Source organism: Adlercreutzia sp. CNCM I-6216, from assembly GCF_977113345.1.
Genome location: NZ_CDSBIE010000002.1, coordinates 332,214 through 353,201, shown reverse-complemented (window position 1 = coordinate 353,201; position 20,988 = coordinate 332,214). Strand labels below are relative to the sequence as shown.

The following is a 20,988-nucleotide window of genomic DNA, read 5'->3' as shown; positions in this document are numbered from 1 at the left end:
GGAGAACTAATGAAAAGAAAACGCATCGTCGGAATAATCGTTCTGATGCTGTCGTTGGCTGTCTTCTGCCTGGCAGCTTGCCAGCCGCAAACGCGCGAGGTGGAAGCTGTCGAGCCTGAGCCAACCACCTTGGCTCAATCGGGATCGACAGAGCGTGACCCGGGTTTTTTCCCCGAGGCCGACTATACGACAAACTTTATCAATGCTGGGAATCGCGGTTGCGGGTCTTGCCACGGCGACGATTTGTACTCGTTCGTTTCAGGGTATCGGCAGCATCTGCCCTACAAAGATCTGGCAACCTATGGGCAGGGGACGAAGGTCACCGACTGCATGACGTGCCATCGGCCGCAAGCTATCGGTGGCGGCCCCATGATTGGGGAAGCGATTCATCAGGCCCATTACAATAACCAGGCATTCACGGGCAACTGCTTCACGTGTCACGCGACCACCAATGATGGGGAGTTGGTTCTCTTCGACGAGTACATCTACACCGGTGAGCTGGGTGGTTTCCCTGAGAACGTCGGTAGTCCCGAATGGCAGGAATGGATTGCCCTGCGCGGAAATGTGTCGGGAGGAGACACCATCGCGGGCATCAACGTGGTCAATGATTGGCAGCTTGACAAAGTTGAGCTAGACCAGCGCACATCTTCTCTCGAGGACTTGTTTTGCAGCGTCAACGGGCAGGTCGAAAATATCGATGTTGCTTCCTACGAGTTGAAAGTAGGCGGTGGCGTGAACAGCCCTCGCACTTTCACGCTTGATGAATTGAAGGCGCTTGGAGAGGTGACCAAGGGAACTTGCGCCATCTGCGCCGGCAATGGATTCGATTGCACCCAGGTAGGTAATATCGAGTACACGGGTGTTCTGCTCGAAGATGTGATTGAGGCGTGCGGTGGCTTGAAGGACGGCATGGTCACGGTGCAGCGCTCGACGGCCGACGGCTTCATGAACGGGTTGTACAGCCAGATTGAAGAGGATCTTGCCGAGGGGGCCATGCTCGCCTGGGCCCAGAATGGAGAGCCTCTTTCCCCGGAAGAGGGCGCACCGTTGCGTTACGTGGTTCCCGGATGGCCCGCCTATTCATGGACGAAGTATCTCACGCAAATTGACTTCATTGGGGAGGAGCGTCCCGACAAGACGGGCTGGAACGATTGGTACACAGGTTTCCCGCCCGAGGGATCCGATATCTACAACCAGATTTGCGATCCGCTGGACAGTGCCTTCTGGACTCCGAGCAAGGACGGCCAGACCTACAAGTTAGGCGATACGGTAACGTTGGAAGGCTATGTGTGGGCGGCGCAGTGCGACGAGCACCACACCTCGGCAGTGCGCTTCAGCGCCGACTACGGCTACAGCTGGACTGATATCGAAGTTCCTGCCGATTTCGATGGAGACCAATGGGTGTATTTCACGGCAAAGTGGACGCCTACGGAGCCCGGCGTGTACATGTTGTCGGTGAAGCCTGGCGATGCGGGCGGCTTCGATACCCAGACTGCCGCGTCGGTGTATGTGGTTGTGGAAGAGTAGGAAGGGGAGATCATGAGCAAGACTGTGAAAAAGGCCACGGCAGTTGTTGGTTGCGCAATGCTTGCGAGTAGTGCCATAGTTGCGCCAGCCATGGCCATTGAGTCGAATGGGACTTGTGACGCGGTCGCGATCCAAGATGTCTCGCAGGAAGCTGTTGCGACGGAGAGCCATGATGCTGTTTCCAAAGTTGTCGGTACGTTCGTCTATACGCAGGATTCGCTAAGTTCGAACGAGTACATTAGCGGCATCTTCTCCAAGGCCGCTGCGACACTTTGTGCGTCTTTGCCCGACTACGCGGTTCGCAGCGTGGCAAGCGATCTGAGAGTGAGCGGCATCGACGGGCTTTCGTGGACGGTTCCCGAGCAGATGCTCGAGGAGGGGGACTCGGCCAAGATCATCGGGTGCTCCTGCGCTTCCAATGCTCCGGGTGGCGGGGCGGTAGCGCAAGCTGAAGTCTCGGGGGTGAGCCTTGAGGCTCTGGTAGCACTTGCCCAATCTCGGTAAATAGCAAGCCTCCCCTCTACTTGCTATTTCATGAATCGGCCCGGTCGGCCCGCGTTGGCGGGAAGGTCGGGCCGATTTAGCTGTCGGCTTTGCTTATCTGAGATGCCTGCGGTTTAGCCCGCAGTTTCGCCGCTGCACTAAGCCCCCAGCGCCTCTTCCCAAGCGGTTTCCTTGAAGCCGGGGATGACGGTGGCGGCGGTGATGAGCAAGGGGCGCTTTACGAGCATGCCGTTGGTGGCGAGCAGGGCGTATTGCTCGTCTTCGGGCATGTCGGGCAGCTTCTTCGACAGCTCCATCTCGCGGTAGAGCATGCCGCTCGTGTTGAAGAAGCGCTTGAGAGGAAGCCCGCTGCGCTCGTGCCACGTGCGCAGCTCATCGGCGGTGGGATTGTCTTCCACGATGTGCCGGTCGGCGTAGGTCACGCCGTGTGCGTCCAGCCACTTCTTAGCCTTCTGGCAGGTGGAGCACTTCGGGTATTCCAAGAACAGAACATCGGCGGCCATGACGCCCTCGCTTTCTCACGCGCAGCCCGATGGGTTGCGTTCGCTCTACTTCGCTTGAGAATTATATTTGCTATACTTCGTCCGAAAAATAGATTTGCTATATTTACTATACTTGGTATATTCCTACGACCTGTCTATATTCAATAGATTTCGCTACAGTGCGGGTTTTGCAGATCAAGCTCGCGCATATTGCAAAACAGTGTCTTCCGGATAGGTCTTATTCAGCTGCGAGTTTGGGGCGAGAAAGCGTGCGGGCGCGAATCCGAAGGGGGCCGTTGTGTGTCATCGGTTTGAGATGGTGAGCGGGGAAGAGGCCGATGCGGTGCTCGATTGGCTGCGGGCCGTGCGGCGGCCGCTGGCGAGCGGCACGGGGGCGGCGATGGCGGTGCCCCCAGCGTTCGGGAAGCCGATGGACGTGCCCTTCGACGCGCTTGATTGCTATCCCGGCGCGGAAAGCTCGGTTATTGTGATGGATGGCGAGCGGATCGAAGGCGATTGGGTTTCCGACGGCGAGGGAGCCTCCTTCGTCGGTGATCGCGGTGGCGATCTGACGAGGGTCGACCTTTTGTGGGGCGTCGATGTTTCCTGGAAGCGCGGGCTCGTGTTCAACGCGCGCATCGAATCGGCGCTGTCGGGATCGGGCCTGTGGAGTGAGGCGGTCGAGAACGGCCGCTGCATTGTGCCCGTGCGCGCCTTTTACGAGACGCGGAATGTCGATGGCGGAACAGGCGGTCGCAAGCCCCAGTATCGGTTCGCGAGTGCGGGCGGTACGGCGCTTCTGCTGGCGGGACTGCGTTTGGGCGACCGCTTCGTGCTGGTCACCTGCGAGCCCGACGCCGTGGTGGGGCGCGTTCACAGCCGCATGCCCCTCTCGCTGACGGCGCCGGAAGCCTTGGCGTGGCTGGATCGTTCCACCACCGCCCGCGACCTGCTCGCTCGTCACGCGCCCGTGCCTCTGGAAGCCCAGGAAGAACCCGCTCCCACCCGTCGTCCCTCCGACTCCGACCAAATGTCGCTGTTCTAATCGCTCTCGGGCCGGGGGCTCATGAGGTGCTCGACGCTGTGCAACGTCATGGAGCCGAGAATCTGGGCCGCCTCTTCCATGGGAACGACCTTTCCCGCGCGCACCCATTGGCGGTAGCATTCCAGGGCCATGTTGCGAATAAGCGCGCATATCAGTTCTTCGCTCTCGGACGTGATCCCCTCGCGCCAGAACAGCTCGTCGGCAAAGGCCCGGTAACGGTTCATTTGGGTGGCATAGATGCGCTCTCCGAAATCGTAGAAGCTCGGCGAGCACACCAGCTGCTCAATCATGGGAGGCTGGGCGGCCAGATAGCGAAAGAAACGTCGGGCGTGACCGTCCATATCCCAAGGGTCGTCCGGCGTTTTCTCGTAGTACTCGAAGAACTCGTCCATGATGCCGTTCATAATTTCGTCGTAGAAGGCCTCGATGGTCTCGTAGTGCAAGTAGAAGGTTTTGCGGTTGATGCCGGCCCGGTCGGTGAGGGCTTTCACGGTGATCTTGTCGAGGGTCGTCTCGGCGATAAGCTCCTCGAAGGCCGCGCGCAGGGCATTGCGCGTGCGCACGACGCGCAGATCGCTCTTCTTGTCCGCCATCGTCCCTCCTCGTCGTTTCATTGGCTGGTTAGCATCTTAGCGGTTTTGCGCTTGCTCGGAGGCCTACGTTAATGCCCACTTTCCGGAAAGTGGGGCTTAAGCCACGGGGTCGGGGGAGTGGGCAGTGCTTTTCCTGTTGACGCTTCGTAGACTGCACCCAGAAACCGATTCCGACGAGGGGTCGGAACGGAATCGAGGGCATCGGCTGCAGGCAGGCGACTATGCGGCGCCGGCCGAGGACGCCGATTGCGCACGAGAGAGCAGGAGGATAGTATGGAGCAGAAACCGAGGGGCGCCATGCTCAGCCGTCGCGGCTTTCTGAAGGCCGCTGCGGCCACGGGAGCGGCTGGCTTTGCGGGGGCGAGCCTGACGGGCATCGCTGCCAGCGCGGCTCAGGCCGAGCCCGCGGCCAGTGAAACGCTGGGCTTTACGTACCACAACGAGCACTGCCTGTGCAACTGCATGCTGCAGTGCACGGTGCGCGACGGACGTTTGGCAATGATCCAGCCGCGCGAGAACGAGGACAAGCGCTTCCAGAACGTGTGCCTGAAGGGCATCTCCGAAGTGCAGAACATTTACGGCGACGCCCGCATCCAGCGTCCCATGAAGCGTGTGGGCGAGCGCGGGAGCGGCGAGTTCGAGGCCATCAGCTGGGACGAGGCCTTCCAAATGATTGCCGAGAACTTCAAGGCCATTCAGGACAAGTATGGCAAGGAGGCGCTGTGGATCCAGTTCTCCACGGAGGCCTCCCAGCGCTTCCCACCACTTTTGGCCAGCGTGCTCGGCGCTCAGGCCGGTGGCTTGAACGGTTACGACATGGGTCAGGGCAATGGCCAGATTATGGCGTTCTCGCCCTGGATCGGCATGTTCGCGCAGAATACTATGTGGGAGTGGCCCGAGGCCAACGTGGTCATTTTAGCCAACACCAATCTGGTGGAAACGAGTCTCACCTGGTCGCGCGGCATGCTTGACGCCCAGGAAGCGGGCACGAAGTTCATCTGCCTCGACCCGCGCTTCAGCCCCACGGCGGGCAAGGCCGATCAGTGGGTGAACCTGCGTGCCGGCACCGACCCGGCGTTCTTCCTTGGCATGACGAAGTACATCCTGGACGAGGAGTTGTTCGATCGCGAGCATGTGCTGGCCCACACCGCGCTGCCGTTTTTGATCGACGCCGAAACAGGCGCCTGTTTGGCCGACGTGGTGACGGGCACCGATCCGGAAACCGGCGAGCCGGTGGAGCTGAAGACCTTTTATATGTGGGACGAAGCGACGAACGCGGCAGTGCCCCATACCGCCGAGGGCGCGGTCCCGGCGCTGGAAGGCGAGTTCACCGTAAACGGCAAGCGCTACGTGACCCAGTTCACGCGCCTTCGCAAGGACATGGAGCCCTATACCCTGGAATGGACCGCTGAGACCTGCGATATCCCCGCCGAGATGGTGGCCGATGTGGCCGAGCAGTATGCGGCCGGCCCCTCCATCATAGACAACGGCGTGGGCGGCATCGACAAGTTCGGCAACAACGACGTGGCCGGTCACTGCTACGCGCTCATCGCTTCGCTGACGGGCAACTACGGCAAGCGCGGCACTGGTTGCGGCATCTACGGCTACCACGTGACTCCCTACGAGGCGGCGCTTGGCGCATGGCCGCTGCCCGAGGGCATGGCGCCGGCGCCGAGCCCCCAGGGCTTCTACGACGTGGTGAAGGGCGACGCTATCCACGGCGCGATGTTCTTCGGCGATATCCCCACCCAGAAGGCCGCGAACTGGAACAAGACGCTGGAGTGGCTCGACTCGCTGGATTTTGTGTGCCTGGCCGACATCTACCACAGCTCGGTGACCGACTTCGTCGATTTGGTGCTGCCCGTGTGCAGCAAGTTCGAATGCGCCGATTCCGTGGGCGGCATCAAGTGTGCCAATGCCCACATCTTGGCCAATTTGAAGGTGCTCGATCCGCTGTTCGAAAGCAAGTCGGACTTCTACATCGAGAAGGGCATCGCCGAGGCCATGGGGCTGGGCGACCTGTTCCCGGCCGATGGCGAGGAGTACGCCCGGGCGCTTCTGACCACCGATGATCCGCAGATGGCTGGCTTCACCTTGGAGAAACTGCAGGAAGCCGGCGGCGCGCTGCGCCTCATCGGCTCGGAGGATCTCATCGCCCCGGAGGTGGGCTTCACCTACGGCACGGCTTCGGGTCGCCAGGAGCCCTATTACGAGGCGCTGCTGGAGTTCGGCCAGGCCTTCCCCGCTTGGGAGGCGCCTTGCGAGGCCTATCCGGAGAACCCGCTGCGCGAGAAGTACCCGCTGCAGTTCAACCAGGCGCGCTCTCGCTTCCGCGTGCACTCGGCCTACTCTGGTGCGAAGTGGATTCAGGAAGTGGCCGAGCCCTGCATCGAGCTGAATCCCGCGGATGCTGCCGCCCGCGGCTTGGAAGACGGCGATGCGGTAGAGGTCTTCAACGACCGCGGCTCTTTCCGCACGGTGTTGCGCGTGAACGAGGCCGTGCGGCCGGAGAGTGCCTTTATGGTGGAGAGCACCTACCGCCAGTACCTGGACGGCACCATCATGCAGAGCGTTTCCAACGACACGTTGAATCCGCGCGGCTATGCCCTGCCGTTCGGTCCCATGATCCCCTACAACGACACGCTCATCGAGATCAAGAAGGTTGGTGAATAGCCATGACGAAGCTCGCTATTGGCATTGATTTGCATCGCTGCATCGGCTGCAACACCTGCGCGCTGGCCTGCAAGATGCAGAACAACGTGCCCGATGGCATGCTGTGGAACCGCGTGCTCACCGAGGGGTGCGAGCGCTTCGATAGCGCCGAGGGCACGTATCCGAACCTTTCGCGCACCTATCTGCCGCTGGCGTGCCAGCATTGCGAGAACCCGGCGTGCGAGCGTGTGTGCCCCACGGGCGCCACTTGTAAAGACGACAAGGGCCGCGTGGAAATCGACTACGACAAGTGCATCGGCTGCCGTATGTGCATGGCCGCCTGCCCCTATAACGCCCGCACGTTCAACTGGAACGATCCGGTGCGCGCCACCGGTGCCTCCTACGGAGATGCCCGCGTGCCCGAGCGCGCCCGCGGCGTGATGGAGAAGTGTACCTTGTGCAAGGAGCGTACCGACGAGGGCGACGAGCCTATGTGCGTGCGCTGCTGCCCGGCCGATGCCCGCATCTTCGGCGACCTGGACGACCCGGATTCCGCCGTGTCGCGCTTGCGCCGTGATCAGGGCGCTGAGGTGTTGTTGGAAGATAAGGGCACGCGCCCGCAGGTCTTTTACGTTCGCTAGGAGGGTGCTATGACTTCTGTGATGAAAAACCCGCTCGTGGTGGGTTCGGGCGCCATCGCCCTTGTGGGTATCGGCGTGTACGTGTACCAGCTTCTGTTCGGCCTCGGCATCACGGGCATGAACAACTCCACCAGCTGGGGGCTGTACCTTACCTGCTTCATGTTCTTCGTGGGCCTGTCGGCCGGCGGCCTCATCGTGGCCTCGTCGGCCTCTATCTTCGGCATTAAGAAGTACAAGGCCGTGGCGCTGCCCGCTGTCATCCTGTCGCTCGTGTGCATCTGCTGCGCCGGCATCTGCGTGCTGGTGGACCTCGGCGGCATCCAGCGCATCTGGCGCATGTTCACGGGGCTGAACTTCCTGTCGCCTCTGGCCTGGGACATGATCGTCATCACCTGCTACCTGGTCATCAATCTGGTGTACCTGTATTTCATGTGCTCGCGCAAGGCCGATCCGGCGAAGGTGGCCGTGGTGTCGCGCTTCGCTCTGCCGGTGGCCATCCTCGTGCACTCCGTGACGGCGTGGATCTTCGGCTTGGAAGTGGCCCGCGAGGCGTGGCACACCGCCATCTTGGCGCCGATCTTCGTGGCCTCCGCACTCGATTCCGGCCTGGCGCTTCTGGTGCTGGCCCTGCTCGGCCTGCGTGCTCGTGGCGTGTTCGAGACGACCGACGAGCTCCTCACGAGCTTGGCCGGGCTCTTGTGCACCTGCATCGCCGTGGATGCCTACTTCATCGGCTGCGAGATCCTGACGACGGCCTACAACGGCACCGAGGGCGGCATGGCCGTGATCAACACCCTGCTGTTCGGCGGCACGGCCCCGTTCTTCTGGTTCGAGGTGATCTGCGGCTTGATCATTCCCTTCTGCCTGCTGGTGTTCGCGAAGAACCGCCGCAACATGAAGGTGGTCGGTGTGGCTTCCGCGCTGGTGGTGGCCGGCGTGTTCTGCAAGCGCTGCTGGCTCATGTTCACCGGCTTCGCCGTGCCCAACATCGTGGGCGGCAACGGCATCACCTTGGGCACCACGGCCGCGCAAGCGGGCGGCGCTGCCGACATGTGGACGCTGATGGGCACCTACGCGCCGACGGTTCCCGAGATCGTGCTCACCGTGGGTATCTTCGCTTTGGGCATCTGCGCCTTCACCGTGCTCTGTCAGAAGCTGCTGAAGAAGTAGCGCTGCGCCGAAGTAGCGTTGAGCTGTGGCGCAAGAGGAGCGCTGGGAAATTTTAAGCCCCGAATCGACGGTTTTTACGGAAGAACCGTCGATTCGGGGCTATCTTTTTGCCCGTTTGCGAGAAGATGGGTCTTTTTTAGCCTCAAAATCACGGTTGTTCCGTAAAAACCGTTGATTTGCGGCTACAAAATCTTCTGAAAGCCCTTGACCCTTACGGAACGTGAGGGTTTATGCTGGTCTTGGCAAGGCGAGATGAGCGATCTCGCGAAGAAGCGGAAGCGAAGGCGCTGGGAGCAAAAACGCTGGGAGCGAAGGCGCCGAAAGCGAAGGCGCTGGAAACGGAAGCGCTGGAAGCGAAGGAAGACGAAAGGGAGGCGGAGGTGGGAGCGGCCAAAATGCCACGTGTGCAAAAGAAGCGAAGGACGCAAGCGGAAGGGACCTCGTATACCGTGGGTTCGCTGGCGAAGCTGGCCGGCGTGACCGTGCGGGCGCTGCACCATTACGAGGACGAGGGGCTGCTGCATCCCGAGCGCACGGCCAGCGGCTATCGCCGTTACGGTGCGGCGGATGTGGAGCGGCTGCAGCAGATTCTGCTGCTGCGGTCCTGTGGGCTCTCTCTCGGCGCCATTCGCGACGCCTTCGCTGATGACCGTTTCGACTTCCGTGCGGTGCTCACCGACCACCTTGCCACGTTGCGCGCACGGCAAAAAGAATTGGAAACTCTGATGGGAACGGTGGAGAAGACCATCGCGTCCCTGGAAGGAAGATGCACTATGACCGATAAGGAACGATTCGAAGGCATGAAGGCCCGGGCCATTGCCGAGAACGAAGAGCACTACGGCGCCGAGGTACGCCGACGTCACGGAGATGCGGCCATGGACGCGGCCAACGAGCGCATGGCCGGCATGACCGAGGCAGAGTGGAACGACGCCAAGGCCTTGGAGGCGGCCATCCTCGAGCAGCTGGTGCAGGCGAAGGCGACGGGCGACCCGACAGGCGAAGCGGCTCGGGAGTTGTGCGCCATGCACGCTCGCTGGCTGCAAATGCACTGGGGCGAGGGGACCTATTCTCCAGCGGCCCATGCCGCCCTGGCCGAGGGCTACGTGGCCGATCCGCGTTTCACGGCCTACTACGACGGCTCGGTAGGCGAAGGCGCGACGGCCTTCCTGCGCGACGCACTTGTGGCTTGGTGCGCCGAGCAATAACCCTTTGAGCGATGCGCGGTTTGCCTGGGGTTCCCTGGTGAGCTTGCCGCAAGGTACGATGGCGTCGGTCCCGGGTAGCCATGTGCGCCCGGGGCCTTTCAGCTAATTAGGGGTTGACGTCGGCATCTCTGCCGGCTCCCCCAGCTCCACTGTGTAGAGCGGCTTGTATTCGGCGCCGTCGCGGGAAAGCGTGCTCTTGAACAGTGTGACGGTGCGGGCGTGCGCCGGCAGCGGGAAGGCCAGTGGCGGTAGGGGCTTTTTCGGAATGCGCACCCGGCGCCCCAAGGTGATGTGAGGGCGGAAAGGCTTCGGGTCGAAGGGAACGTCGCGGGCGGTGAGTTCTTCGCGAACACGTTCGGCCAGGGCCTGAAGGGCCGGGTCGGGCGCCACGCCCAGCCAGAGCGTCGCGTCGGCGGGGCGGCCGAACTTTCCCAGGCCGTCGGGCGCAAGCGAAACAGGAGCCGAGCCAGCGCAAGCCACATCGAGGGCGTCCATGGCCCGACTTGCTTCGGCATCATCGATGTCGCCGAGGAAGGCCAGCGTCAGATGGTAGGTGCTGCGGTCGAGAAAACGTCCCTCCAAAGATGCGCTTAGTCGGCGCGCTGCAGCCGCCGTGTCATCCGCGAAGTCGGCGGGTAGTTCCAGGGCGATGAATGCGCGCATGGCGATCCTCCGTTTCTCGATGCTGGTACGCTGGTGTGGCGGTGTGGCAGGATGATGGGCGAGCTGCTCCGCTTCGCTCCCCCTCTCGTCCCGTACTTTCTAAGCGCTCGGCGTTTCGGTCATGAACAGGATGCCGAGGGTGCCCGGTCCGCAGTGACTCGAAATGGTGCAGCTGGCCGTGGTGGTGTAGATGGTACGGAACCCGCGCTCTTCCAGCAGCTTCCGCACGGCGGCGGCAACCTCGTCGCTCACGCCGGAATGAGTGATGAAGATCTCGTCCTTCACGATGTCGGTGTAGCGCGCCAGCGTGTCGCTTACGTAGCGCTCAAGCACCTTTTCCTGCTTGCCGCGGTAGAGCTTGCCCACCTTCATGGCGCCGCTCTGGTTGTCCACCAGGATGCCCGGCCGACAGCTGAGTTTGCCGCCCAGGTAGGCCACCAGCGTGGGGCAACGGCCGCCGGCGGCAAGGAACTCCATGGTGTCCAGTACAAACGACGCATGGGATCGGTTGTGCAGCTCGGAGGCCTCGCGGGCGATGTCGGCGGCGCTCATGCCCGCATCGCGCATGCGGCACGCCGCGAGCACCTGTAGGCCGATGCCGGTCGAGAGACTCTTGCCGTCGATGACGTAGACGCCCTCCATGTCGGCCGCCGCTGCGCTTGCGTTTTCGTAGGCGGAGGAAAGAGCGCTGCCCAGGTTGAAGTGGACGACCTTCGAGCCGTCGGCTGTCAGCTCGGCGAAGTGCTGCCGATAGGCCTCCGGCGAGCAGGCGCCCGTTTGGGGCAGCGACTTGTCCTCGTAGAAGCCGTCGAAGAGCACCTGGGGCGTGATGTCGATGTTGTCCAAGTGGTCGCGCCCGCGGAATTCGATGTGAAACGGAAAGCTGCGAACCTGGTAGTGCTCCCGCTGTTCCGGCGAGAGGTCGCACGTGCTGTCCGCGCTGATGATGACGTTAGGCATGGTCACTTCCTTCAAAGGAGGTTGAAAAGTTGAAATGCATTGTATCGCTATTGTGGACAGTGGATGTCCTAAACGCGTCTCTGGCTTTTCTTGTAAGCGAGGCGAGCCTATGCAGGCGTTATTGCGCTCGTGCTACAATGGCTGAACTGTTTTGCGCGAATTGAAGGAGGTCGTTTCATGGTGGAGATCGCTGATCTGCGCGATTGCGCTCCGAGCGGCCTTTTCTATGGAGGGCGCGCGGGACAGAAAGAGGGCATTCTCATCGAAGGGGAGCCCTGGATTGCCAAGTATCCGCGCACGACGCGGGATTTGATGGGCAAGCATCTACCCTCGTACACCTCAAGTCCTGTTTCCGAATATCTGGGATCGCACATCTACGAGCTTTTGGGCATTCCCGTGCACGAGACAATGCTGGGATACCGTGCCGGGAAGATCGTCTGTGCCTGCCGCGACTTCACGTTCCCGAACGCGCGGCTCTTCGAGTTCAAGGAGATCAAGAACGCCCTTTCCGATGACGATGCCGGGTTCAGTTCCGCTCCGTCCGATGGCGAGGTCATCCTGCTCGGCGACGTGCTGGCCGCTATCGAAACGTCCGATTTACTGCGCAGGGTGCCGGGCGTACGTGAGCGGTTTTGGGACATGTTCGTGGCGGACGCCTTCATCAAGAACCCCGATCGCAACAACGGGAATTGGGGCGTTCTCATGACGGCGCCGATGACCTACGAGCTGGCGCCGGTCTACGACATGGGCAGTTCTCTCTTCAGCAAGCGCAGTCCGAGTGTGGCGGCGCGTCGCCTGGGCGACGAAGAGGCCGAGCGCGAGGACGCCTTCGGAACGAACGTCTCGTGCTATCGGCTGCCGGATGGCGAAGGCGGCAGCGTCGCGATCCACCCCTTCGAGTACATGGCGAAGACGTCGAACCCCGATCTGACCGCCGCCATCAAGCGCTTTGCGGCAGCCGTGGACATGGAGGCCATCGACGGACTCATCGACAGCGTGCCCGAGGAGGCCTACGGCGTCGTGCTTCTATCGGAATCGATGCGCGAGGAGCACAAGCGGCTTCTGAGAAAGCGTCTCGAAGAGGGTATTCTTCCGCTTCTGTAAATAAAGTGGCATGTCGGTGCGGATGTAGCGGGGGATATCGCTAGTACCCGAGTACTTCGCCGACGTTGGTGGCGATGCAGAGGTCGGCGTGGGCGTCGCGCGGAGTGGGGGTGCGGTTGATGATGGCCAAGTGATCGCCACTGAAGTAGTCGATGAGGCCCGCGGCCGGGTACACCGCCAGGCTCGTGCCGGCGATCACCAGCAGGTCGGCGCTAGCGATGGCGCGCACGGCCGCGGTCACGGTGCCGTCGTCCAACGGCTCCTCGTATAGCACCACGTCCGGCTTCACGATGGCTCCGCACTTCGAGCAGTGCGGTACGCCGTCGGGACTCTGCTCGCGCAGGGCCAGCAGCTTCTCCACGGTGTAGGGCGCGCCGCAGTCCATGCAGAAGTTGCGCCACACGCTGCCATGCAACTCCAGCACGTTTCGGCTGCCGGCCTTCTGGTGCAACCCGTCGATGTTCTGGGTTACGACGGCTGAAAGCGTTCCTTCCCGTTCCAGCTCGGCCAGCTTGCGATGGGCGGCGTTGGGCGCAGCGTTCAGGGCCAGCATGCGGTCGCAGTAGAAGTCGAAGAACTCGCGGGGGCGAGCGTCGAAGAAGCTGCGGGATACCATGGTCTCGGGCGGATAGGGGTAGCGCTGGGCGTAGAGCCCGTCGGCACTGCGGAAGTCGGGGATGCCGCTTTCCGTGGACACGCCGGCACCCCCGAAGAACACCATACGGCCCGGCGCGCACTCGTCAATCCACTGGCGCAGTTGCTCAATGTCGCGCTCGGTTTGGTCGCAGATCATGGCTCGTCCTTTCCACATCCAATCGCTTGGGGCCTTGGGGCTTTCCAGGAATTGTACCCGACCCTAGGCCTCGACGAGATCGAAGTGGGTGTTGGAAAAGACGTTCAGGTTCAAGCTCTTCATCAGGTGCTTGAGCGCCGCCTGGGCCTTCACGGAATTGCCCGCGTCATCCAGCGGCGGCGCGAAGGCGCACACGCCGAAAAGCCCGGGCATGACGCCGATGACGGCGCCGCCCACGCCGGTCTTCGCGGGCAGTCCCGTGGCATACAGCCAGTCGCCCGAGTGCTCGTAGAAACCGACGGCGCTCATAAGCGCGACTACCTTGGAAGTGAGCGCTGCGCCGAACACGCGCTTCTTCGTGAGGGGGTTCACGCCGTCGTCGGCGATGGTGGCCGCCGAGATGGCCAGCTGCTCGGCCGTCACGCCCAGTGAGCACTGGCGCGTGTACAGGTCGAGCGACATCTCCGGATCATCGTACATGCGGCCGTACTCTTGCAGCAGCCACGTGATGGAGCGGTTGTCGAAGTTCGTGGCGGATTCGGAATGGTACAGCTCGTCGATGAGTTGGGGCTTGCTTCCCAAAAGAGCGGTCATGTTGTCGAAGATGGCCTTCCATTTCCCATCGGCATCGCCGTGGGGCTTGACGAGCGAACAGGCCGCGATGGCGCCGGCGTTCACGAGCGGCGTGGAGGGCCGGTCGTTTTCCAGCAGGATGGCGAAGATGGAATTGAACGGCAGCCCCGTGGCATCGGCGCCGATGTCGTCAAGAATCGCCTGAGCCCCGTGCTGCTCTAGCGCCAGAATGGCCGTGTGCACCTTCGAGACCGACTCGATGCCGAAGCGGTAGTCGGTGTCGCCCACGGAGATGAGTCGGCCGTCCGGCAGGCACAGACTGATGCCGAACAAACTGGGATTGATGTTCGCGAGATACGGGATATAATGCGCGTTCTGGCCGCCCTTGATGTCCTTGCAGGCTTCATAGGCGTCGTGTACCGCGGTGATGATCTGGTCGAAGGTGAGACGGGTGATCATGGTGCGCTCCTCGCTCCTTGGTGAGAGTTTTCCTCATGGTACGCCGCCGCCTACGGGGCCGCCGCATTCTGACGGCGGTCGTTGGCAAACTGTGGGAGTAGAGCGAGTTCTTTCATCCGGCTGTCGCCTCCACGACTGCGCTAAAGCCGCTCTGTGATAATATGGTCTGAAAAATTTTCCAAATAGAAAGAACGTGGATATAGATGGTTTCGGAGAAGCAGGAAAGTCTTCTTTCGGTAGATGACGCAGCGGATTCAATCGGCGTTACCAAGCAGACGGTGACGCGGCTCATCCGAGAGGAAAAACTGCCCGCCCAAAAAGTCGGCAACAAATGGGTCCTTCGCGAAGAAGCGCTGCGGGACTACATGCGGGACAACAATCTCGTCCCAGAGCCTGAGGATCATGGGTGCTTGATGAGCGAAAAGCCGGGAATAGTGGCGCTCAGCTTCTTTTCGGGGGCGCTCGGCCTTGACCTGGGCATGGAAGCTGCGGGCATTGAGCCGCTTCTCTATTGCGAAAACGATCGCAAATGCAGGATGACCATTCAGGCAATGCGACCGCAAGGCGCCTTGATTGGCGACATCAACCAGTATTCGGCCACGGAGATCCTTCGGATGGCCGGTTTGGAATCGGATGCGAAGGTCGATGTCATGTTCGGCGGCCCTCCTTGTCAGGCTTTTAGCACGGCTGGCGCGCGACGTGCGTTTGACGACGCGCGGGGCAATGTGTTCCTGAAGTACCTTGAACTGGCTTCAGAAATAAAACCTACGTACCTGGTAATAGAAAATGTACGCGGGCTTCTTTCGGCTCCCTATGCTGTTGAGCGACACGGGCAGCCGGTCAAAGGGGGCGCGCTGCATGTGATTCTTCGCAAATTGGAGGAGGCGGGGTATTCCGTGAGCTTCAATTTGTATAACGCTGCGAATTTTGGTGCGCCTCAGATTCGGGAACGCGTTGTGCTTATCGGAAAGCGGGGAGAAAGCAAAGCCCCTTATTTGACGCCCACTCACGAGTGCGATGGGCAGCACGGACTTCCGCCGTGGAAAACGTTCGGCGAGGCCGTGGGGGATTTGAAGGCGCGTCCCATGCAGCATACCGATTTCCCCGAGAAGCGCCTCAAGTATTTTAGAATGCTCAAAGAGGGGGAGTATTGGAAAGATCTGCCCGTGGCTGTGCAGCGCGATGCCATGGGGAAGGCCTTTGAGCTGTCGGGTGGCAAGACGGGATTCTATCGGCGCATACGATTCGATCGTCCGTCTCCGACGCTGGTCACCTCTCCGACGATGCCGGCGACGGATCTGTGCCATCCTACGGAAGATCGCCCGCTTTCGGTGGAGGAGTACAAGCGCGTTCAGGGCTTTCCCGACGATTGGCGTATCTGCGGGAATGTTGCGGATATGTACAAGCAAATCGGCAATGCGGTGCCGGTAGCGCTCGGCGAGGCCATTGGGCGGGCGATTATCGGGGACATGAACGGGGACGAACCTGACGAGCGATTCGCCGATTTTCGCCATTCCCGCTATCGATTGACCAACGACGAAACGTGGCAGGCGCCTGTCGCACGATGATTTCCGACATGGCTGCGCCTGTTCTCTGGAGGGATATGACGCGGCTCTCGAACTAGCAAAGCCGCTGCTTGAGCAGTTGGACGTCGTTCATAGTGTTGCCAAGGGAGTTCTCCTCAAGGGCCTGGCGCATCTCTTCCTGCAGCCGGTCGATGCATTCTTGACGCGCTTGGCGGACGTCGCCGATCTCGATGCGGGAAACGTCGTCGATAAGACCCTCGACGGAGTCGAAACCGGTAAGCCATTGCCAAAAAGCCGCACCCGTTAGGTACCGGTACTGAAATCCGGCGATGTCCCGATTGGCCTGATCGCGCTCGTCGGGTTGGTACGTGCGTATCTCGTCGATAGCCTTGTTGTGGCGCAGCACGCAGAACGCTGGCAGCACTTGTTGGTTGCTGGCGCGCTTGAATCGCCTCTGCGTCTCGCACTTATCTTTCAATTCGCGGAGCTCCTGGGGGAACGACGCCGAATTGGTGGTGTTGACCTGCGATTTGAGCTCACATACGTAAAGGGCTCCGTCGCGTACCGTCATCATGTCCCCGGTATCGAGGGTGTCGGAGGAGATTGCCGCAATCAGTGCCTGCCACAGGTTGCCCATGACCGTTTCCTCGCTGGAGCTTTCGCAGGCCCGGAATGCCTCGAGTACGAACTCTTCAGCGGTGGCAACGCCGCGGGCGGCGAACATGATGACATCTTTGCCAAGCAGTTTCTTGAGGTTGATCTTAGAGCTGTCGCGATAGTAGGCCGCTCTCTTGGCGGAGAACTCCCGCAGCATGTCGTAGGCAATGGCGCGCTGCCGGGCTACGTCGTCAGTGTAGATAACGCCGTTCTCGACGCGCTGCTCCGAAGAGAGGGTGATGGATGGGTGCGAAGGGGTGTCCATAGGGAGATGCCTTTCTCGGCGTTTGATTGCGAATGCCATTATATTGCATGCTTGGGGCCATTTCAGAAGCGAGCTTGTTTGCGAGTCTGGCTTTGCTGAAGGGTTGTGCGGTTCGCTTGCTCTACAATGGCGATAACCTGTTTTCCAACCTTTCTGAAAGGCTTCCATGAACGACATTCAAGGTGTGCTGTTCGATGCGGATGGCACGCTGATCGACACCTACGACATCATTCTCACTTCGATGCGCTATGCCGTGAACGACGTGTTGGGTTGCTCGCTTGATGACGACGAGCTAATGGCAGGAGTTGGCACGCCGCTCTACGATCAGATGCTGCATTTCACGGGCGGCGACGCGGCTCGCGCTACCGAGATCACGCAGATCTATCGCGATCACAACGACGGCGTCCACGATGCGCGCATTCGCGCCTTCGGCGACACGAAGGCGGCGCTCGAGCGATTTCAGGCGGCGGGTATCCCGATGGGCGTGGTCACCTCGAAGCGCCATGCCATGGCCCAGCGCGGGCTCGAAATGAGCGGTATCGCAGACCACTTCCAATTCCTCATCGGCCATGACGATTGGCCCGAGCATAAGCCAGCTCCCGGCCCCATTCTGCGAGGCTGCGAGCTTTTGGGCGTGGCGCCAGAATGCAGTCTTTACGTGGGCGACAGTCCCTTCGACATCCAAGCTGGCAACGCTGCTGGCTGCGCTACCGCCGCCGCTCTCTGGGGCATGTTCCCATGCGAGGTCCTGGCGGCCGAGCGTCCCACGTTCATGTGCGATTCGCTAACAGAACTCGCGGATCGGCTGGGCATCTAGGCCAGCTTACAGCTGCACAACCATATCGCACTCTCGGCAAGTTGCGCGAACGCTCTCTCGTACTATGACTTCTTGGTACAAAGCGCAACGTGCTTTCGGCGCGTTGGCGCGGAAGCATCTGCGACGAAACATGCTGCGGCGAAACACGCTGCGGCGGCCTCGGACGTAGTCGCCGGCGGTGGAGGTGCGTCGACTGCCGGGGCGCCACGTGCGAAGGCGCCTGGCTTTAGCCGGCCGCAATATAGAATGGAGTAGCTGATATGGCTGTTCAAAACAAGCAGACCGCAAAACACCGCCAGGCGATGATCGTGGTGCTGTTCGCGTGCAACCTGCTTGCCTCTTTGATGCAGTCGCTCATGAACGTCGCGCTCGACTATGTTTCGGCAGAGTACCACGTGAGCCTGTCCGAGGCGAACCTGCTGGTGCTCGGCTATTCCATCGTGGCGGGTATTGTCATTGTGCTCGCAGCCCTCTCGCTCCACCGCTTCGGTTTGAGGAAGGTCATGCTCTTCGGGCTGATCGTGTCGTTCGTCGGCTCGCTGCTCGGCGTTCTGGCCTGGGATTTTCCCTCTTTGGTGGCGGCGCGACTCATTCAGGCCGTTGCCACCGGCCTTTATTTCCCCGTGGTGAACGAAGCGCTGCTCAATCTTTCACCTAAAAATGGGGCCGGTCGTCTGCTTGCCGTCAATAGCGGCATTATCGGAATAGGGCTTGCGGTGGCCCCCATCGTTTCAGGTCTCGTCATCACCTATTGGGGGTTGCGGGTGCTGTTCGCCATTCCCGCGGTGACGGCATTCGTTCTCTTTTTCATTGCGCGTCGCACGATCGTCGATATTATGCCGCGTCAGAAGTTGCCCGTCGACGGGCTGAGCGTCGTGCTCATTGCCGTGGGGCTTTCCGCCTTCATGATCGGCTTGAACGAGGTTACGCGCAACCCGCTGCCGATGGCGGCGCTCATGATCGCGGGAATTGCCGTGTGTGCGTGGTTCATCCACCGTCAAGGACGCCTCGCCCATCCGCTTTTGGACATGCGTCCGCTTCGCAACAAGACCTATGCTCTGGGCGAGACCCTCATCGTTCTCAGCTATATGAGCTCAATTTACCTCAGTCTGCTCATTCCGCTTTATTTGGAAGGGGTGGCGGGTTTCACGCCGTTCATCGCTGGTTGCTTGCTGGCTCCGGCGACGCTGTGCTATGCGGGTCTGTGCTTTGTCAGCGGCCGGATGCTCGGGAAGGCGGGGGTGTGGCCGCTTGTACCCGTCGGATTCGGCGTGTGCCTTGTCGGGTTCGTGGCGCTTTCGGTGTTCACGCGGCTCGATCTTGCGCTGGCCATCGTGGGCTGCATGGCGCTTGCGTGCGCGGGAATCGGCACCGAGTATCCTGCGATTAAGAGCGTCGATCTGGAAGTGCTCGACCCCGAGCTGTCCGCGAGCGGCTCGTCGATCCATTCCACTTTGGTGCAGATCGCAGGATTTATTTCGTCGGCGCTCTTCGTCGGTCTCATGTCGGGGCAGGTTCATCATTTGATGGCCGATGGCATGGCGAAAGCGCAGGCCTACAGCGCAGGTTTCTCGACCACCGTGTACTTGGCGGTCGCCTTTGTAGTGGTAGCGGCCATCTCATCGGTGGTTTACGCGCGCCATGTGGTCAAGCTGACCCGTGGGAAGTAGGGCACAGGCGCATATGCGGGATGGGGAAGGGGTCGCCCATGCCGTCGGTTTCCGAGCGGTCGAACACCTCGAAGCCGTAGTGCTCGTAGAAGCCGACGGCTTGCTCGTTCTGCTCGTTTACATCCACGAGGGTGGCGCCGTGCTCGCTTACGGCATGGTCGAGCAGGAGTGAGCCCAGCCCGCAGCCGCGAAGGGACGGGTGGATGAACAGCATCTCGATCATAGTGCCATCGACACCGATAAAGCCTACGACCTGGCCATTCTCGTCCCGGCAAACCGCCAGGTGCGCAACGGATGCAATCGCATCTGGCACATAGGCCGCAATGCGCTCGATATCATCCGGCGTGAGAAACGTGTGCGTTGCCTCAACCGAAGCTCGCCAGCAGGCGACCAGCTCGGCTAGCGGGCCCGTGTCGTCGCCAAGCTCAATGTCTTCGATGCAGAATGCCATTGTGCTCCTTCCGTGCACGCATGAAACTTTGAGGACTATAGCATACCGTGCTGCAGCGGTCGGGGTGCTGCTCGTGCGCTGCTTCTACCAGTACTTCCGGTGCGAGACGAGAGCACCCATGAACGAGACGGGCTCTTCGCAGCGATACCTTGTTGCTCTTTGACAAAACAGTAAACGGCGGTAAAAGAAGTTCAAAACAGTAAAGCGCTGGGAGACGCTACGGAACCGCAGCGACCGCGGCTTAGGCGGGGCAGAAGCGTGAGCCGGACGTGCCGAAGTTGCACTTGAACGGAGAGGAAGGGGCGTGGTTCAATGGGTACTCTGATCGGGTAAGGAGGTGCGAAGTGAGCCAGCTTGAAGATTTGAATCGCGCCATGGCCTACATCGAGGAACATTTGGATGGCACGGTCGATATGGACGTGCTTGCGCGCATTGCGGTGTGCTCGAAGTATCAGCTGCAGCGGATGTTCCCCTATCTGACGGGCGTGACGCTGCCCGAATACATCCGTCGCCGCGCTATGACTCGGGCAGCCCAGGATCTGCGGGCGACGGACGCGAAGGTGGTGGACGTGGCCCTGCGCTACGGCTACGACTCGCCGACGGCGTTCGCTCGGGCGTTCCGGCGCGTGCACGGTGCCTCGCCCAACGATGCTCGGCGCCCGCAGACTAAGCTGACGCTCTACCCGCGCTTCGTGTTCACCTTGTCCGTGAAAGGAGAAGAGCCAATGGATTACCGCATCATTGAACAGGGCGCCTTCCGCGTCGTCGGCATTCCGTCCGACAACGGGACGTGGGAGGTGGAAGATGCTGGGGAGAAGGCCGTCGATTACTGGGAGAAGTTGGGACCCCGCGTGCACGAGATTCTCGATCTCGTGGACGGCAGCGAGCCGGCTGGGCTGCTCGGTGTTCAGTTCTGCCGCGACGGCGCGTTCGACTGCTACATGGCCTGCGTCGCGACGAACCGCCCGTGTCCCGAGGGCATGGAGGAGCGCACCGTGGAAGCGGCCACCTACGCGGTGTTCGAATGCGTGGGACCCATGCCCGAGGCGATGACCAACCTGTGGCACCGTATCCTGACTGAGTGGCTGCCCTCGTCCGGCTATCGCTGGGAGAGCAAGACCGACGTTGAGCGTTACTTCACGCCGCGCATGACCGCCCCCGACAGCCGCAGCGAAGTCTGGCTCCCGGTGGTGAAAGCCTAGCGTGCTGGCCACCCCGATGCGTTCGGGCA

Annotated in this window: 20 protein-coding genes; 12 read left to right on the top strand and 8 right to left on the bottom strand. The window is 61.2% G+C overall.

From position 1 onward, the window contains the following. Positions 1-9: 9 nt before the first annotated feature. Complete coding sequence (locus ACYVRU_RS03305; RefSeq protein ID WP_114549431.1) at positions 10-1,527, top strand: molybdopterin-dependent oxidoreductase; 1,518 nt, start codon at positions 10-12, stop codon at positions 1,525-1,527. A 12-nt stretch (positions 1,528-1,539) separates the two neighbouring features. Then, the gene (locus tag ACYVRU_RS03300) at positions 1,540-2,031 is read left to right on the top strand and encodes a hypothetical protein (protein ID WP_114540576.1); all 492 of its coding nucleotides are present in this window, start codon (positions 1,540-1,542) and stop codon (positions 2,029-2,031) included. Positions 2,032-2,168: 137 nt separating this feature from the next. Here ACYVRU_RS03300 and ACYVRU_RS03295 read toward each other — a convergent pair whose 3' ends face one another. Continuing rightward, positions 2,169-2,534, bottom strand: coding sequence for an arsenate reductase family protein (locus ACYVRU_RS03295; RefSeq protein WP_114549432.1), 366 nt, complete (start codon positions 2,532-2,534; stop codon positions 2,169-2,171). Positions 2,535-2,811: 277 nt separating this feature from the next. On the opposite strand from ACYVRU_RS03295, the gene ACYVRU_RS03290 reads away from it, so the two are divergent. Further along, positions 2,812-3,558: an SOS response-associated peptidase family protein gene (locus tag ACYVRU_RS03290; protein ID WP_461185712.1), complete on the top strand. Its 747-nt coding sequence runs from the start codon at positions 2,812-2,814 to the stop codon at positions 3,556-3,558. Here the strand turns inward: ACYVRU_RS03290 and ACYVRU_RS03285 are convergent. Further along, entirely contained in the window at positions 3,555-4,151 is a 597-nt protein-coding gene (locus ACYVRU_RS03285; protein ID WP_173114840.1) for a TetR/AcrR family transcriptional regulator, read from the bottom strand. The genes ACYVRU_RS03290 and ACYVRU_RS03285 overlap by 4 nt on opposite strands. Before the next feature lie 273 nt (positions 4,152-4,424). On the opposite strand from ACYVRU_RS03285, the gene ACYVRU_RS03280 reads away from it, so the two are divergent. From ACYVRU_RS03280 to ACYVRU_RS03265, 4 genes are all read left to right on the top strand, one after another. Then, the gene (locus ACYVRU_RS03280) at positions 4,425-6,824 is read left to right on the top strand and encodes a molybdopterin-dependent oxidoreductase (protein WP_114549435.1); all 2,400 of its coding nucleotides are present in this window, start codon (positions 4,425-4,427) and stop codon (positions 6,822-6,824) included. 2 nt (positions 6,825-6,826) lie between these two features. Then, a complete protein-coding gene (locus ACYVRU_RS03275) occupies positions 6,827-7,444 on the top strand; it encodes a 4Fe-4S dicluster domain-containing protein (RefSeq protein WP_461185711.1) in 618 nt (205 codons plus the stop codon). Between the two features lie 9 nt (positions 7,445-7,453). After that, a complete protein-coding gene (gene nrfD / locus ACYVRU_RS03270) occupies positions 7,454-8,614 on the top strand; it encodes an NrfD/PsrC family molybdoenzyme membrane anchor subunit (protein ID WP_114549436.1) in 1,161 nt (386 codons plus the stop codon). 449 nt (positions 8,615-9,063) lie between these two features. Then, positions 9,064-9,819, top strand: coding sequence for a MerR family transcriptional regulator (locus ACYVRU_RS03265; protein ID WP_231699535.1), 756 nt, complete (start codon positions 9,064-9,066; stop codon positions 9,817-9,819). Between the two features lie 102 nt (positions 9,820-9,921). Here the strand turns inward: ACYVRU_RS03265 and thpR are convergent, their stop codons facing one another. Together thpR and ACYVRU_RS03255 are read right to left on the bottom strand one after the other, a co-directional pair. Continuing rightward, positions 9,922-10,482, bottom strand: a complete 561-nt coding sequence (gene thpR / locus ACYVRU_RS03260) for an RNA 2',3'-cyclic phosphodiesterase (protein ID WP_114540569.1) — start codon at positions 10,480-10,482, stop codon at positions 9,922-9,924. Between the two features lie 99 nt (positions 10,483-10,581). After that, positions 10,582-11,442 (bottom strand): DegV family protein, encoded by an 861-nt coding sequence (locus tag ACYVRU_RS03255; protein ID WP_114540568.1) that lies wholly within the window; start codon positions 11,440-11,442, stop codon positions 10,582-10,584. Between the two features lie 177 nt (positions 11,443-11,619). Here ACYVRU_RS03255 and ACYVRU_RS03250 point away from each other — a divergent pair, with 177 nt between their 5' ends. Next, a complete protein-coding gene (locus tag ACYVRU_RS03250) occupies positions 11,620-12,546 on the top strand; it encodes a HipA domain-containing protein (RefSeq protein WP_241521400.1) in 927 nt (308 codons plus the stop codon). A gap of 40 nt (positions 12,547-12,586) precedes the next feature. On the opposite strand, the gene ACYVRU_RS03245 is transcribed toward ACYVRU_RS03250, so the two are convergent. Beyond that, the gene (locus ACYVRU_RS03245) at positions 12,587-13,339 is read right to left on the bottom strand and encodes an NAD-dependent protein deacylase (protein WP_114549437.1); all 753 of its coding nucleotides are present in this window, start codon (positions 13,337-13,339) and stop codon (positions 12,587-12,589) included. 63 nt (positions 13,340-13,402) lie between these two features. After that, entirely contained in the window at positions 13,403-14,371 is a 969-nt protein-coding gene (gene glsA, locus ACYVRU_RS03240; protein ID WP_279056200.1) for a glutaminase A, read from the bottom strand. A gap of 203 nt (positions 14,372-14,574) precedes the next feature. On the opposite strand from glsA, the gene ACYVRU_RS03235 reads away from it, so the two are divergent. Beyond that, a complete protein-coding gene (locus ACYVRU_RS03235; protein WP_279056202.1) occupies positions 14,575-15,939 on the top strand; it encodes a DNA cytosine methyltransferase in 1,365 nt (454 codons plus the stop codon). A 52-nt stretch (positions 15,940-15,991) separates the two neighbouring features. Here the strand turns inward: ACYVRU_RS03235 and ACYVRU_RS03230 are convergent, their stop codons facing one another. Then, entirely contained in the window at positions 15,992-16,819 is an 828-nt protein-coding gene (locus ACYVRU_RS03230; protein ID WP_161128109.1) for a PmeII family type II restriction endonuclease, read from the bottom strand. Between the two features lie 166 nt (positions 16,820-16,985). Here ACYVRU_RS03230 and ACYVRU_RS03225 point away from each other — a divergent pair, with 166 nt between their 5' ends. After that, complete coding sequence (locus ACYVRU_RS03225; protein WP_161128110.1) at positions 16,986-17,636, top strand: HAD family hydrolase; 651 nt, start codon at positions 16,986-16,988, stop codon at positions 17,634-17,636. A gap of 260 nt (positions 17,637-17,896) precedes the next feature. Further along, entirely contained in the window at positions 17,897-19,306 is a 1,410-nt protein-coding gene (locus tag ACYVRU_RS03220; protein ID WP_302222784.1) for an MFS transporter, read from the top strand. On the opposite strand, the gene ACYVRU_RS03215 is transcribed toward ACYVRU_RS03220, so the two are convergent. Then, entirely contained in the window at positions 19,284-19,757 is a 474-nt protein-coding gene (locus ACYVRU_RS03215; RefSeq protein WP_302222785.1) for a GNAT family N-acetyltransferase, read from the bottom strand. The genes ACYVRU_RS03220 and ACYVRU_RS03215 overlap by 23 nt on opposite strands. A gap of 344 nt (positions 19,758-20,101) precedes the next feature. On the opposite strand from ACYVRU_RS03215, the gene ACYVRU_RS03210 reads away from it, so the two are divergent. Continuing rightward, complete coding sequence (locus tag ACYVRU_RS03210; protein WP_279056207.1) at positions 20,102-20,959, top strand: AraC family transcriptional regulator; 858 nt, start codon at positions 20,102-20,104, stop codon at positions 20,957-20,959. Positions 20,960-20,988 lie beyond the last annotated feature (29 nt).